This window comes from Mycolicibacterium grossiae, assembly GCF_008329645.1.
Classification (GTDB): domain Bacteria; phylum Actinomycetota; class Actinomycetes; order Mycobacteriales; family Mycobacteriaceae; genus Mycobacterium; species Mycobacterium grossiae.
In genome coordinates, this window is sequence record NZ_CP043474.1 from 4360747 (window position 1) to 4374352 (window position 13606).

The window sequence follows — 13606 nt, forward strand, 5'->3', positions numbered from 1 at the left end:
CCCGCACGCACACCTTCGCCCGGCTGCGCTCTCGGACTCCCGCAGCGCTATCGGACGCGTCGCGCGCGCAACACCTCGTCGTGGGTGTGGCCCGAGCCAGCCCCAGCGGGCACGTCACGGAGGCGGCGCTCATCGACCTCGACATCCCAACCGTCGTCGAGCAGCGCTGCGACGTCGGCCGGCATCACGTAGTCGGCGGGTTCGAAGCCGTGCGTCCTCGCGGCTTCGACGTCGATGTCGGCGTGGTGGACGACCAGCAGCGTGCCGCCAGGGGCGACGGCGTCCATCAGCGTGCGCTCAGCGTCGTTGGTCGGTGTCCGGAGCAGTGCCGGGTATTGGGCGGACACGAGGTCGAAGGCGCTCGGAGCGAGCCCTGCCTCCAGAAGGCCCGCATGCACCCATTCGATCGTGGCGGCCGCGGCGCCGACGCTGCGCTTCGCGCGATCGAGTGCCACCCGAGAGACGTCGAGCGCCGTCACTCGCCAGCCGTGCTCGACCAGCCAGGCGGTGTCGCCGCCTTCTCCGCAGCCGACGTCGAGTGCACGGCCGGGAGCCATTCCCGCCACCTCGGCAGCGAGGGCGCCGTTCGGCCGCCCACTGAACAGCTGATCTTCCTGCGAGTACCGCTCGTCCCACGCGGCGCCGTCATTCGTCATGCCTCCAGCGTGCCGGTGTCCGGGGATCGAGCGCAAAGGCGATTGCCGATCTGGCAAGCATGCCGCGCCGTCGGCCGCCGGCGCCCGAGGTCGGGAATCGTGCCGGGGAAGAGGAGGTTGGTCTCATCATGTCGAAGATGACCAGCACAGAACGTGAGACGTACCTGGCCGAGCTGCACGTGGGTGTAATCGCCGTCGAACGCCCTGATCGCGCCCCGTTGTCCGTACCGATCTGGTATGCCTACGAACCCGGCGGCGAGGTTGTCGTCTCCAGCCTCGCGGGGTCGCTCAAGGCTCGCCTGATCACCGCGGCCGGGCGCTTCTCCATCACTGCTCAGGACGAGAGCTATCCCTACCGCTACGTCACCGCCGAAGGATCGGTGACGTCCATCGAGACCGCCGACGACGCCACGATGCGCGCGATCGCCATTCGCTACCTGGGTGAGGAGGGCGGCAACGCCTTCACCGAGTCCTTCGCCAAGGACCATCCCGACGCCGAGTCGCTGTTGTTTCGGATGCGACCCGAGCACTGGCTCAGCGTCGACTACACGAAGGACGCCTGACCACCACGTCAGCGGCGAAGATCCGCGCGCATCTGCGCGAAGTGAAATAGGCCGGGTCGGCCCACGACGGCCTCGTAGGCGGCGACCACGTCGGCAATGAACCGGTCGCGCTCGTCCACCGGGAGCCGATCGGTCCAGGCCGTGCAGCCGACGGCGCACCAGCGGTGAAAGGCCTCGCGCGAATCGAATCGCCACGTCTCGTCGGCCACGGTCACGTCGTCGACGCGAAGACCCACCGTCTCCGCGACGACGCGAAAGTCACTCGGAGCGACGTGGACGAACGGCGCCGACAAACCGATGAACCGGTCGCGCCACGCGCGGTCGTGGGCTACCGACATCGCCGTGGCCTCGAGGCTGGTGCGTTCTCCCGCGCACACCATCTGCACGGTGATCCGGCCCCCGGGCTTGACCACGCCGGCGATCTGCCGCAGCGCCACGCCCTGTTGCGGCACCCAGTGCAGGGCGTTGAAGGACACCGCCGCATCGAAGCACTGCGTGAACGGCAGGGCGCGAGCGTCGGCCACTACGAAGAGCGGTGTCGAGTCGCCCCCCGCGACGGAGGCCGTCGCCACGTCGATCATCCGCGGCGACGCGTCGGCTCCCACCGCACCGCCGGACGGGACCATCCCGGCGATCTCGGCGGTGAGATGGCCGTCCCCACAACCGATGTCGAGCACCCAGTCATCCGGTTCGAACCGAAGATGCGCCATCGCCTTTGCGATCATGGTGCGCTGCAGGACACTGACGTCGACGTAGTCGGACCCGCTCCAGTCAGTCACCCCCACAGTCAACCCGATCGCCGTCCCGCGTGCAGGCGCGACGGGCGTGGGCCTGGGTCGACTACGGTACCGCGGCTCAATCGCCGACCCGGATGAGGACCTTGCCGGTCACCCCGGCTTCGACGGCGTCGTGCGCGGCAGCAGTCTTGTCGAGATCGAAGACGTGCAGCGGCAGGCCGGCTTCCTCGCCGACGTTCAACGCACCGGCGGCGGCCGCTGCCGTCAGATCCTCGGCAGCGTGGCGCAGCGCCTCGTCGCCGACGGTGTACAGGATGAGGAACTGATACCGGGCGTTGAGCATCATGTTGGGCCCGATGTCGAGTGTGAGGGTGCCACCACCGTCGTTGGCGTAGATCGCGATCGACGCTCTGTTGTTCGCGACGGCGGCATCCAGGCCGGCATTCTGCGCGGGCGCGACCTCGACGATGATGTCGACGCCGCCGGGCGCAAGGCTCCGAATGGCCGACACGGCATCCTCGGTCTTGTAGTTGACCACGTGGTGCGCGCCGGCGGCGGTCGCCAGCGCAGCCTTCTCCGGTCCGCTGACGGTGGTGATCACCCGTGCCCCCGCCCAGCGGGCGAGTTGAACTGCGGCATGGCCGACGGCCCCAGCGCCGCCGGCGACCAGAACCGTGGCGCCGTCGAGCGAGCCGGGGGCCAACCGAGCCGGCCAGTCCTCGGCGACGGTCAGCGCTCGGTGCGCGGTCATCGCCGGCACGCCGAGGCTGGCCCCGACCTCGAAGCTGGCGCCTTCGGGCAGCGGGACGACGTTGGTCGACGGCAGCACCACGTATTCCTGCGCGGTGCCACCCGGGCGCTGATTCTGCGACATGAAGACCCATACCCGGTCGCCGACGGCGAACCCGGTGACGTCCGCGCCGATCGCGTCCACCACACCCGCGCCGTCCTGGTTGGGCACCACTTCCGGGAAGTCCAGTTCCAGGCCGGCGACACCGGCGGCGCCGGCACGGCGCTTCCAGTCGGTCGGGTTGACGCCCGAAATCATCACGCGCACACGCACTTCGTCAGCGCCTGGCTCGGCGACGTCGCGCTCGGTCAGCTGCAGGACGGAGCTGTCGCCGGTTCGGGAGTACGTGATCGCCTTCACGTCACAAGCCAACGCGGAGCGACCCGCGACGTATTCCGGCTACGGGCACGACTGAACGAGGGTCGACTCTGCGAAGTTGGGACCGGTAGGGGTTCGGGCGATCTCTACTGGACGCATGAAGAACATCGTCATCGGCGCGATCGCGACGGGTTGCACCGCGCTCAGCCTCGGCCTCGCAGCACCCGCCAACGCGGATCTCGCCCCGGGCGACTACCACCACCGCAGCATCATGGCGAACGGGGTCGTCACCGACAACCTGATGAGGGTGACGGGTTGCGGCCCCGGGTGCATCTCGATCCTCAACCTCACCTCGAACACATACCAGGGTCAGGCGCACAAATCGGGCAACCAGTACGTGCTCGACCAATTCGTCCCCGGCGGCGCGTTCTGCCCCGACGGGCGACCGATCGACGTGGTCACCCGCTCGACCTTCGACCTCGACGGCACGAACGGTCTCTACACGTTCAACGGCCCCAACCCCTGCGGCACCAGCGGCCCGGTGGGCGAGACGCGATTCACGTTCACGCCGGCGTGAGCGCTCACCGCAGCGCGTGGGCATCGACCGCGGGCGCGATCCAGGCCCTCAGCCACACGCGCATGCCGTCGCCTTGACGGTCCGTCCCGCCGGGATCGACGATGAACGACTGAAGGGTCCGCAGCATGAACTCGACCAGATCGTCGAGCACCTCGCCAGTGAAACCTGCTGTCGCCCAGTCGACATCGAAGCGTTGCAGTATGGAACGACCGAATCCGACGGCCAGCTCCGAGGTCACTCCAGCAGTGAATGCGCTGGCTTTGCCCGGCTGCAGGACCAAGCTCAAGTACCGATCGTTGCCCAGCTGCTCGAAGGTGTAGGCAATGCCTTCGACGACCGCGTCGGTCGGATCGGTGATCGATCCCAGCTGTGCGGCGAGGCGATCGAGGAAGCCGTCGACTGACGCCAGGGCGGTCGCGGCCATCAGGTACTCCTGCGTCGGGAAGTACCGATACACCGTCTGACGAGTCACGCCCAGAGCTGCAGCCACGTCCGAAACGCTGACCGTGCCGCGCTCGTCGATGGCCCGCCGGGCAGCGTCGAGGATGCGGCCTTCGGCTTCCGCGTCGTCGACGGGTATGTCACCCGCCCAGCCATGCCTGCGCATCCGACGATCGTCGCACGAGGAGGTCGAGTCTTGACAAGACATTCAATCCCCGATGTATGGTCAGCGAATGATGGTCGACATCGACGACGCTCTCACCGAACGCGCGTTGCGACACGCGCTCAACGGCACTACGGACATGGCCGACCGCGAACTCCGGGTTCCGCTGCACTACTACCGCGATCCCAAGATCACCGAGATCGAAGAATCGCAGATCCTGCGCCGAGTGCCGTTGGCGATCGTCCCGTCCGCCCACATCGGCGAGAACAACGACTACACGGTGCGCTCCGTCCTCGGCGACTCTCTGCTGGTGACGCGCGACCGCACCGGCGTCAGCCACGTCCTGCTGAACTACTGCCGCCACCGTGGCGCGATGCCGGCGTGTGGATCGGGAAACGCCTCCCGCTTCGTCTGCCCGTATCACGCGTGGACTTACCGCAACACTGGCGAGCTGTTGACCGTCCCGGGCAGAGCCGGATTCGACTCGATGGACCGGAGCGACTACGGATTGGTCGAGTTGCCTTCGGAGGAACGTCACGGCTTCATCTGGGCTGTGCTGACCGCCGACGCCGCAATCGACCTCGACGCCCACCTCGGTCCGCTCGACGACGAACTGGCCCGATGGGATTACGCCAACTACGGATATCACACCGACCGCGAATTCTCGTCCGAGGTGTCCTGGAAGGGCGCGCTCGAGGCGTTCGCCGAGAGCTACCATTTTCCATTCGTCCACGGGCAGAGCGTCATCGGCCAGAACACCTTGCCCAACACCTCGGTCTACGACGGTTTCGGTAAGCACCATCGGATGGGTTTCCCGTTCACCTGGATCAAGAATCTGGCCGCGGACCCGAACGCGGCCCGCGATCCGTCGGCCAACATGGGCGTCATCTATTGGATCTATCCGAACCTCATCCTCGCCAACAGCCCGGTCGGCGTCGAGATCATCGACATGCTGCCCGAGGGCGATCCGACCCGCTGCACGGTGCGGCATAGCTGGATGGGGCGCATCCCGGCCACCACAGACGACATGCGTGCGGCTTACGACACGGTGTACGAAAGCGTGCATGCCGCCGTGCGGGACGAGGATTTCGCCATGCTGCCGCAATGCGGGCAGGGCGTTCGACACGGTCAACACGATCACATGGTGATCGGCCGCAACGAGATCGGCGTGCAGCACATGATCAAGGTGTTCGCCCAGGAACTCGGTGTTGCGCTGGCCTGACGTGGCCCGCCCCGCGGGCCAGTCATGTCGAGTCTGCTCGATCGCGTCACCGGTAACGCCGGCACCTCGGGTTCACGGTCACTGCAATCGCTCGGGCGTAAAGGTGACGTCGATGTCGCCGACGGTCATCGTTACCTGACCTTCGAGCACCATGACCTGAGCCGAGAACCGTCGATCGACATTCTGGGCGAGTTGCTGCACCCGTGCGTGCGGTATCCGGGTCACCGACAGATTCGTCAGTCCCCCCACCTTGGGGCCGACGGTGCGCCACCAGGTGGCCACGCTGGCGGCGAACGGGAACAGCAGCACCTGGTCGGCCTGGCTCGCCGCCTTGCCCAAGCCGCGTTCGTCGGGCTGCCCGACGTCGATCCATTCCACGATTCGGCCCGTATAGTCCCCGAGCCGCAGGTCTGACACGCCCGGGGTGGACAGCCCCGCCCCGAACGTCAATTCACCATCGATGTCGTTGAGCCGATGAGCGCGTAGCCCGAACGCCAGTATTCGCACGACCATCCGCTCGTCGGTCTCGCTGGGATGACGGGCCACGGTCAGCGTGTGGTCGGCGTAATACCCGTGATCGACGTCGGAGACGCCGAGTTCGACTTTGAAGACCGTTGCGGAAAGAGCCACGTCATAGTGTGCACTCGAGGTAGTCCGTGGAGGAATGCGAGGTCGCCGCAGCAGGTTGTCGCACGGGTGAAGAACATCGGCTTCCTGTCGTTCGGGCACTGGTCGGACAGTCCGCATTCGCGCGTCCGCTCCGCGGCCGACGCCCTGCTGCAGTCAGTCGAACTCGCCATCGCCGCCGAGGAGATCGGTGCTGACGGCGCCTACTTCCGTGTGCACCACTTCGCCCGCCAGCTCGGTTCTCCGTTCCCGCTGCTGTCCGCGGCGGCTGCCCGCACCCACCGCATCGAACTCGGAACCGGCATCATCGACATGCGCTACGAGAACCCCCTGTACATGGCAGAAGACGCGGGAGCGGCGGACCTGATCTCGAGCGGCCGGCTGCAGCTCGGCATCAGCCGCGGCTCGCCCGAGCAGGTCATCGAGGGGTACCGCTACTTCGGTTACGAGCCCAGCGCAGACGACGTCGATGGCGCGGCGATGGCACGCGAACACACGCGGGTGTTCCTCGACGTGTTGACGGGGGAGGGATTCGCACAACCCAACCCGCGGCCCATGTTTCCCAACCCGCCCGGCTTGTTGAGGATCGAGCCGCACTCGCCGGGGCTGCGCGAGCGGATCTGGTGGGGTGCGGGCAGCCGTGCCACCGCCGAGTGGACGGCGCGGCAGGGCATGAACCTCATGAGTTCGACGCTGCTGACCGAAGACACGGGCGTTCCGTTTCATCAATTGCAGGCCGAGCAGATTCAGCGCTTCCGCGATGCCTGGACGGCGGCGGGCCATCAGCGTGACCCACGAGTCTCAGTGAGTCGCAGTATCTTTCCGATCGTCAGCGACCTGGACAAGCAGCTGTTTTGGCACAACCGGGACAGCACTGACCAGGTCGGGTTCCTCGATGGCGGAACGGCTCGTTTCGGCAAGACTTATGCGGGCGAGCCCGACGAACTCGTTGCGCAGCTCGCAGAGGACGAGGCCGTGGCCGCTGCCGACACCCTGCTGCTGACGGTGCCGAATCAGCTCGGGGTCGACTACAACGCGCACGTCATCGAGAGCCTGCTCACCCATGTCGCGCCGGAGTTGGGTTGGCGTTGACGAGTGCGACCGCCCACTGCAGCGCCGACCGGGCGGTGCCGACCCGATTTAAGGTGTCGATGTGGCACTGAGCATGGATCCCGACGTGGCCGCGGCGCTGGCCGCCCTGGTCGGCGAGCAGGAGCACGTCGAACCATCACCTCGCGACATCGCGACCCGGCGCAGCGAGTCCACCGCCTTGTTCGACGCGGTGGCCGCGTCCTGGCCGGTCGCCACGGGCGTCGAGGTGCACGACTACGCGTTGACCACCGCCGACGGTGCCGAGCTGCCGCTGTGGTGGTACCGCCCGGAGGGCACGGACACGTCCGGTCCAGGGCTGCTCTACCTGCACGGTGGCGGCATGATCCTGGCGTGGGGTCACGTCGGCCGCGTCTACGACGCGGTGCTGCGTGAGTACGTGGTGTCCTCGGGGGTGCCCGCGCTGGTCGTCGACTACCGAGTTGCCCCGGAGCATCCGGACCCGACGCCGGTGTCGGACTGTTACGCCGCCCTGCAATGGCTCGCGGAACACGCCGGCGAACTCGGAGTCGACCCGGCTCGGATCGGCGTAGCTGGAGACAGCGCCGGCGGGGGACTGGCGGCCGGTGTGTCGCTGATGGCCCGCGACCGCGGCGGTCCGGCGATAGCGCAGCAGCTGCTCGCCTATCCGATGCTCGACGACCGCACTGTGGAGCCGGATCCGCAGCTGCCGCCCGACGCGCTCATCTGGACGTACGACGACAACGCCACGGGGTGGGGTGCACTGCTCGGTGACGCCGCAGGCGGTCCGGACGTCTCGGCGTACGCCGCTCCCGCACGGGCCACGGATCTCACCGGCTTGCCGCCCACCTACATCGACACCGGCGATCTGGACATCTTCCGCAACGAGGACGTCGAGTTCGCCCGGCGGCTGGCGCTCGCCGGCGTGCCCACGGAACTGCACGTGCACCCGGGCTGCCCGCACGGGTTCGAGACCTTCGCCCCGGGAACGTCGGCGTCCCGACAAGCGATCGACAACCGGGTGCGCTGGTTGCGCCGGCTCTGAGCCGCGGACGCGGACGCGACGCTGGCCGCCGTGCTGGCCCTCTCTCGAGCGTCAGTCGTTCGCCAGCTGCCGCGCCGAAGGGCAATTGACGGATCGCCTCACCGGTATCCCGTGTCCACGTCGCAGTAGGACGATGTCACGCCGGAAAGACGTACTGGTGCGGGGGTTTCGAGTCCCTTCGTAGGGCAGCGTGACCGTTGGGACAAGTGCTCCGAGCGAGACCTTCGTTCCGGATCGCCCCCAGCCGAGGTCGATCGTCTCGCGTGCTCGACACCACGGCGGGTGAGGGCCGGACGGCCATCCGCCACCAGCCGATTGCGTCAGTCGTCCGTCCGCTCGTCCTCCTCGTTGCGGCGGCGCGCAGCGTCGATGATCTCCGGGGGAGCCGGCTTACTCAACCAGGCGCGTACCCGTAACAGTCCACCGGCGACGGTGCCGATGGCGAGGACGACGACGAGGATCCAGAGCGCGGTGGACATACGACCATTGTCCTCACGCCGCAAAGGATCCTGCCGTCTTCGGAAGCACTGGCCGGCCGGTTGATCAGGCGTAGCATCGGCCCAGGTCGGGGAATCATCGACAAGGGGAGTGCAATGACGTTCGACTCGACCCGCTCGCTCGCCGCCGTAGCCGCGACGTTGCTCGCGCTGAGTTGCAGCAGCGCGGTGGCCGCCGCCGACCCGCCGGCACCGGGAACCGCGTGTGGTGACGGCAAGGTGATCACGTCGATCGGTAGCTGCGAGCCGCTCAACTCGTCCTGCACGGGTTACGACAGCATGGTGATCGGCCGCGTGGCCGCCGACGGGCGGTGCGTGATTCCCGGACTCGACGGCACCACCTGGTAGTCGGTGACGGTGTGCAACGCGATGAATTGCTCACGCGCTATCGAGAGTTGGTCCGCCACAAGTTGCCGCAACGAGGGCGGGACGGCCGCTGGGTGGTGACCAAGGACCATTGTTTCGGCCGCATCCTGCTCGACCACGCCGTCGGCGGCTGCTGGTACGACGTCCTCGACCGGCGCCGCTCGCCGGCCTTCGCTCAACTCGACGATGCGCAACTCGCCGCTGCCGTAGGGCTCGGCGAACGCGTCGTGCGCGAAGGCGACGTGCTCTTGCGACGGTTGAATGCGCAGAGCCTGACATGGCGCGGCAAGCTGTGACCGCGACCGGTGGTCGCCATCGACGGAACCACGCCCCAGGTCAGGGGATCGGTCGGCGCCTGGCGTCGGTCGCGTAGATTCCTCGGGAACGATTTCGAGCACCCGACCGAGCATGCACCGAAGGCGATCATGTCCGACGAACAAAACACCGACGTCCCACCGAACCACCTCTCCATCGATCCGCGCAGCGCGTTCTACGACGAGGAGGTGCTGAGCCGCGGCGTGGGCATCCGCGTCAACGGCACCGAGAAGACCAACGTCCACGAATACGACGTGGCCGAGGGATGGGTGCGCGTCGAGGTCCCCACTGCGAAGGATCGCCGCGGCAACCCGATGGTGGTCAAGATCAAGGGCACGGTCGAACCGTTCTTCCGCTGAGCTGCCGGTTGGCCTATCGGGGTCGGACGGGGTGGTCCTCGGGCAGCTGCCGCTGCCGGTCAGCCAGCAGACTGACGAAGCCCTCGAGCAACGCTGAGTCAGGCTAGATCCGCGCTGCCGCTTCCCGGCGGGACGTCGTCTGCGGAGATGTTCATCGAGAAGCGTGCCAACTACGAAACCCGGCGCGAATCGCACCGCTAGGCTGCGCGACTTCACGCCGCTGCCCGGACCCTCACACGACGAGCCGCCGTGGTCTGGCCGCGCCGTCCCATCACCACTGAGCTACTGGCAACGACGCGAAACACGTTCATGCGCAGCGGTTCGAAGACGCCTGGCGCGAAGGCGAATCATGGCAGTTCACCGACGTCCTGGCCGTGGACTCGCTCGATCTCGCATCCTGGATCTCGGCCCTTGAAAGGACGAGACGCCCAGGTTGGCGACACCACTCGGCCGGACGGAAGTTCGCCCCGGCGTCGACCCGACGACTACGAACTTCGCGGGGTCCCGTCCATCGCCGCGAGGCGAAGACTGGTGTCGTGTCCTATCAAGTGCACCGCCGTGAACACCCACGCCCGGTGAAAGCCGCTCATGCAGTGATGATCTCGGCGATCAGCGTCCCCGGAAGGCATGTGGTGAAGGGCCGGTCGCAAATGTTATTGGCGGGCTGGCGTGCACTCGCTTGTCCACCTGCGCCGGCGGGCATGTGGCGGGATTCGGCCATGAGTGCGGGAGTTGTTCGCGATGCGTGATCAACCAACCGTTCTGGTCACTGGCGCCGCCGGCTACGTCGGCAGCCATGTGGTGAACCAGTTACTCGGAAGAGGCTATGCCGTGCGGGCCGCTGTTCGCAGCGAGCGACGGCTGCAAGCGGTCATGGACACTGTTGCATCTGCTGGCCTCGATCCGCATGACGTCGACTTCGCGGTTGTCGACCTCGCTGCAGACGACGGCTGGCCGGCAGCCGTTGCGGGAACACGCTACGTCATGCATATCGCGTCACCGTTTCCGGCGGAAAGCCCGGACGACGACGATGACATCATCATCCCGGCTCATCAGGGAACGTTGCGCGTTCTGCGGCATGCTCGAGACGGGGGCTGCGAGAAAGTGGTCTTCACGTCGTCATTCGCGGCAGTCGGATACTCCTCCAAGGGCAGCGAGCAATGGTCTGAGGACGACTGGACCGACCCCGATGATGACAACACCGCCTATGTCCGTTCGAAAGCGATCGCCGAACGGGCAGCTTGGGACTTCGTCGTCCGTGAGGGCGGGAGCCTGCAGCTCACCACTCTCGTACCAGTGGGGATATTCGGCCCTACCCTCGGCCCGCACTTGTCTACCTCGGTGAGGTTCATCCAGTCCATGCTCACCGGTCAACTGGAGCACCTCGTGCCTCAGTACTTCGGCGTCGTCGATGTGCGCGACGTCGCGACCGCGCACCTCCAGGCGATGACCAACGACAATGCCTCCGGTGAGCGTTTCCTGCTAGCGGCGGATGGTCCACCGCAGAGCTTCCACGGAATCGCCGCGATCCTGCGTGAACGGTTGGGTGCAGCGGGCGCGCAGGTCCCCACCGAGGAACTCAGCGAAGGGGAAGTACGTCAGCTCGCCGACACTGTTCCTGCGCTCCGCGAAGCGCTCACTCACTTGGGTAAGCGGCCACAGATCAGCAACGCCAAAGCCAAGTCCATCCTCGGATGGACCCCTCGTCCGGTGACCGAAACCATCTATGACACGGCGCGATCGCTCATCGATCGAGGTCTCGTGTGATCTATGACCAGCGGCCCGCTTGCGGATCGTGATCCTCGTTCTTCGTCAGGGCGTCACGTGTAGTGAGAAGGCCGACTGCGGTACTCGTGAATGACTTCGCGCTGTGACCAGTCCGCAGAGCGGGTCGGTGTTACTTCGCCGTGGTTAGTTCGTTCCAGGATGCACGTGGGATGTCGCTGGCCCGACCGGCCCATCGGCGCTATTCGACGGTGACGGATTTGGCGAGGTTGCGGGGTTTGTCGACGTCGTAGCCGCGGGCTTGGGCGACGCCGGCGGCGAACACCTGCAGCGGGATCGTCGACAGCAGCGGCTGGAACAGCGTGGAGACCGCGGGGATCTCGATGAGGTGATCGGCGTAGGGCGCGACGGTGTCGTCGCCCTCCTCGGCGATGACGATCGTGACCGCGCCGCGGGCCTGGATCTCGCGGATGTTGCTCAGCAGCTTGGAGTGCAGCGTCGCGGCGTTCTTGGGCGAGGGCATGACCACGATCACCGGCAGGTCGTCCTCGATGAGCGCGATCGGGCCGTGCTTGAGTTCACCGGCCGCGAAGCCCTCGGCGTGCATGTACGCCAACTCCTTGAGCTTGAGCGCACCCTCCAGTGCCACCGGGTAGCCGACGTGACGGCCCAGGAACAGCACCGTCGACGACGAGGCGAAGCGGTGCGCCAGGTCGGTCACCGGGCCCATGCACCCCAGCACCTGCTCGACGCGGCCCGACATCGACTCCAGCTCGTGGTACTCGCGGGCCACCTCGTCGGGGTACTTGGTGCCCCGTGCCTGCGCCAACGCCAAGCCCACCAGGTAGTTCGCCGCGACCTGCGCGAGGAACGTCTTGGTCGACGCCACGCCGATCTCCGGCCCGGCGCGGGTGTAGAGCACCGCGTCGGCCTCGCGCGGGATCTGGCTGCCGTTGGTGTTGCAGATCGCCAACACCTTGGCCTTCTGCTCCTTGGCGTGCCGCACGGCCTCCAAGGTGTCGGCGGTCTCGCCGGACTGGCTGATGGCGATCACCAGCGTGCTGCGGTCCAGCACCGGGTCGCGGTAGCGGAACTCGCTGGCCAGCTCGACCTCCACCGGCAGCCGCGTCCAGTGCTCGATGGCGTACTTGGCCAACAGCCCCGAGTGATACGCCGTGCCGCACGCGACGATGAACACCTTGTCGATCTCGCGCAGCTCCTGATCGGAGAGGCGCTGCTCGTCGAGCACGATGCGCCCGTCGGCGAAGTGACCCAGCAGGGTGTCGGCCACCGCCGTCGGCTGCTCGGCGATCTCCTTGAGCATGAAGTACTCGAAGCCGCCCTTCTCGGCGGCCGAGAGGTCCCAGTCGATGTGGAACGGGCGGGCACGATCGGAGGCGTCGTTGCCGGCGAAGTCGGTGATCCGATAGCCCTCGGCGGTGATCACCACGGCCTGATCCTGACCGAGTTCCACCGCCTCGCGGGTGTGCTCGATGAACGCCGCGACGTCCGAGCCGATGAACATCTCACCGTCACCGACACCGACCACCAGCGGCGTGGAGCGCCGCGCGGCGACGATCGTGCCGGGATCCTCGGCGTTGGCGAACACCAGCGTGAAGTGGCCCTCCAGCCGCGGCAGCACCGCCATCACCGAGCCGACGAAATCACCCGCGCACGGGCCGTGGTGGTACTGCCAGGACACCAAGTGCACCGCCACCTCGGTGTCGGTGTCACTGGCGAACTCGACGCCGGTGGCCTCCAGCTCGGCGCGCAGCGCCGCGAAGTTCTCGATGATGCCGTTGTGAACCACCGCGATCTTGCCCGCGCCGTCGCGGTGCGGATGCGCGTTGCGATCCGTAGGCCTGCCGTGCGAAGCCCACCGAGTATGGCCGACGCCGGTCCTGCCGACGAAAGCGTTGCTGTCAAGGTCCTCCAGCGCCGCTTCGAGATTGACCAACCTGCCGGCACGTTTCCGGACGGTCAGCCCGCCATGACCGTCCAGCAGGGCGACGCCCGACGAGTCATACCCGCGGTACTCCATCCGCCGCAGCGCGCCCATCAGAATGCTGCAGGCGGGCCGACGCCCCACATAACCGACGATTGCACACATGTCCGCGAATCCTTTCGTGGTGAC

At 67.1% G+C, this 13606-nt stretch carries 16 protein-coding genes; 9 read left to right on the forward strand and 7 right to left on the reverse strand.

The genetic code is table 11. The features are described from left to right. Positions 1-47: 47 nt before the first annotated feature. Positions 48-656 carry a class I SAM-dependent methyltransferase gene (locus FZ046_RS21015; protein WP_083298556.1) on the reverse strand — a complete coding sequence of 203 codons (609 nt, stop codon included), beginning with the start codon at positions 654-656 and terminating at the stop codon, positions 48-50. Between the two features lie 128 nt (positions 657-784). On the opposite strand from FZ046_RS21015, the gene FZ046_RS21020 reads away from it, so the two are divergent. Beyond that, a complete protein-coding gene (locus FZ046_RS21020) occupies positions 785-1219 on the forward strand; it encodes a pyridoxamine 5'-phosphate oxidase family protein (protein ID WP_176749662.1) in 435 nt (144 codons plus the stop codon). Positions 1220-1227: 8 nt separating this feature from the next. On the opposite strand, the gene FZ046_RS21025 is transcribed toward FZ046_RS21020, so the two are convergent. Both FZ046_RS21025 and FZ046_RS21030 read right to left on the reverse strand, forming a co-directional pair. Further along, on the reverse strand, positions 1228-1998 hold the full coding sequence (locus FZ046_RS21025; RefSeq protein WP_070355893.1) for a class I SAM-dependent methyltransferase: 771 nt from the start codon (positions 1996-1998) through the stop codon (positions 1228-1230). A 76-nt stretch (positions 1999-2074) separates the two neighbouring features. Further along, positions 2075-3106 carry an NADPH:quinone reductase gene (locus FZ046_RS21030; protein ID WP_070355892.1) on the reverse strand — a complete coding sequence of 344 codons (1032 nt, stop codon included), beginning with the start codon at positions 3104-3106 and terminating at the stop codon, positions 2075-2077. A 115-nt stretch (positions 3107-3221) separates the two neighbouring features. On the opposite strand from FZ046_RS21030, the gene FZ046_RS21035 reads away from it, so the two are divergent. Beyond that, positions 3222-3641: a hypothetical protein gene (locus FZ046_RS21035; RefSeq protein WP_070355891.1), complete on the forward strand. Its 420-nt coding sequence runs from the start codon at positions 3222-3224 to the stop codon at positions 3639-3641. A 4-nt stretch (positions 3642-3645) separates the two neighbouring features. On the opposite strand, the gene FZ046_RS21040 is transcribed toward FZ046_RS21035, so the two are convergent. After that, positions 3646-4248, reverse strand: coding sequence for a TetR/AcrR family transcriptional regulator (locus tag FZ046_RS21040; RefSeq protein WP_070355890.1), 603 nt, complete (start codon positions 4246-4248; stop codon positions 3646-3648). A 67-nt stretch (positions 4249-4315) separates the two neighbouring features. Here FZ046_RS21040 and FZ046_RS21045 point away from each other — a divergent pair, with 67 nt between their 5' ends. Beyond that, positions 4316-5467, forward strand: coding sequence for an aromatic ring-hydroxylating oxygenase subunit alpha (locus FZ046_RS21045; RefSeq protein ID WP_070355889.1), 1152 nt, complete (start codon positions 4316-4318; stop codon positions 5465-5467). A gap of 78 nt (positions 5468-5545) precedes the next feature. Here FZ046_RS21045 and FZ046_RS21050 read toward each other — a convergent pair whose 3' ends face one another. Then, positions 5546-6097: a YaeQ family protein gene (locus FZ046_RS21050; RefSeq protein WP_070355888.1), complete on the reverse strand. Its 552-nt coding sequence runs from the start codon at positions 6095-6097 to the stop codon at positions 5546-5548. A 66-nt stretch (positions 6098-6163) separates the two neighbouring features. Between FZ046_RS21050 and FZ046_RS21055 the strand changes: the two genes are divergently transcribed. Together FZ046_RS21055 and FZ046_RS21060 are read left to right on the forward strand one after the other, a co-directional pair. Continuing rightward, positions 6164-7186 carry an LLM class flavin-dependent oxidoreductase gene (locus FZ046_RS21055; protein ID WP_070355887.1) on the forward strand — a complete coding sequence of 341 codons (1023 nt, stop codon included), beginning with the start codon at positions 6164-6166 and terminating at the stop codon, positions 7184-7186. Between the two features lie 61 nt (positions 7187-7247). Further along, positions 7248-8210 (forward strand): alpha/beta hydrolase, encoded by a 963-nt coding sequence (locus FZ046_RS21060; protein WP_070355886.1) that lies wholly within the window; start codon positions 7248-7250, stop codon positions 8208-8210. 320 nt (positions 8211-8530) lie between these two features. On the opposite strand, the gene FZ046_RS27520 is transcribed toward FZ046_RS21060, so the two are convergent. Beyond that, positions 8531-8689: a hypothetical protein gene (locus FZ046_RS27520; protein WP_099046077.1), complete on the reverse strand. Its 159-nt coding sequence runs from the start codon at positions 8687-8689 to the stop codon at positions 8531-8533. 114 nt (positions 8690-8803) lie between these two features. On the opposite strand from FZ046_RS27520, the gene FZ046_RS21065 reads away from it, so the two are divergent. The 4 genes from FZ046_RS21065 to FZ046_RS21080 all read left to right on the forward strand — a co-directional run bounded on the left by FZ046_RS21065 (position 8804) and on the right by FZ046_RS21080 (position 11514). Continuing rightward, a complete protein-coding gene (locus FZ046_RS21065) occupies positions 8804-9055 on the forward strand; it encodes a hypothetical protein (RefSeq protein ID WP_070355885.1) in 252 nt (83 codons plus the stop codon). An 11-nt stretch (positions 9056-9066) separates the two neighbouring features. After that, positions 9067-9369 carry a hypothetical protein gene (locus FZ046_RS21070; RefSeq protein ID WP_070355884.1) on the forward strand — a complete coding sequence of 101 codons (303 nt, stop codon included), beginning with the start codon at positions 9067-9069 and terminating at the stop codon, positions 9367-9369. Between the two features lie 129 nt (positions 9370-9498). Beyond that, entirely contained in the window at positions 9499-9747 is a 249-nt protein-coding gene (locus tag FZ046_RS21075; protein ID WP_070355902.1) for a DUF3297 family protein, read from the forward strand. Between the two features lie 723 nt (positions 9748-10470). After that, positions 10471-11514, forward strand: a complete 1044-nt coding sequence (locus FZ046_RS21080) for an NAD-dependent epimerase/dehydratase family protein (protein WP_211372253.1) — start codon at positions 10471-10473, stop codon at positions 11512-11514. Between the two features lie 199 nt (positions 11515-11713). Here FZ046_RS21080 and glmS read toward each other — a convergent pair whose 3' ends face one another. Further along, positions 11714-13582: a glutamine--fructose-6-phosphate transaminase (isomerizing) gene (gene glmS, locus FZ046_RS21085; RefSeq protein ID WP_149484308.1), complete on the reverse strand. Its 1869-nt coding sequence runs from the start codon at positions 13580-13582 to the stop codon at positions 11714-11716. Positions 13583-13606 lie beyond the last annotated feature (24 nt).

Excerpts from the sequence above, each read along its gene's own strand:
- FZ046_RS21075 (WP_070355902.1), top strand. The coding sequence starts at position 9,499 with ATGTCCGACGAACAAAACACCGACGTCCCACCGAACCACCTCTCCATC.
- FZ046_RS21040 (WP_070355890.1), bottom strand. The coding sequence starts at position 4,248 with ATGCGCAGGCATGGCTGGGCGGGTGACATACCCGTCGACGACGCGGAA.
- FZ046_RS21020 (WP_176749662.1), top strand. The coding sequence starts at position 785 with ATGTCGAAGATGACCAGCACAGAACGTGAGACGTACCTGGCCGAGCTG.
- FZ046_RS21065 (WP_070355885.1), top strand. The coding sequence starts at position 8,804 with ATGACGTTCGACTCGACCCGCTCGCTCGCCGCCGTAGCCGCGACGTTG.
- FZ046_RS21015 (WP_083298556.1), bottom strand. The coding sequence starts at position 656 with ATGACGAATGACGGCGCCGCGTGGGACGAGCGGTACTCGCAGGAAGAT.
- FZ046_RS21045 (WP_070355889.1), top strand. The coding sequence starts at position 4,316 with ATGATGGTCGACATCGACGACGCTCTCACCGAACGCGCGTTGCGACAC.
- glmS (WP_149484308.1), bottom strand. The coding sequence starts at position 13,582 with ATGTGTGCAATCGTCGGTTATGTGGGGCGTCGGCCCGCCTGCAGCATT.
- FZ046_RS21035 (WP_070355891.1), top strand. The coding sequence starts at position 3,222 with ATGAAGAACATCGTCATCGGCGCGATCGCGACGGGTTGCACCGCGCTC.
- FZ046_RS27520 (WP_099046077.1), bottom strand. The coding sequence starts at position 8,689 with ATGTCCACCGCGCTCTGGATCCTCGTCGTCGTCCTCGCCATCGGCACC.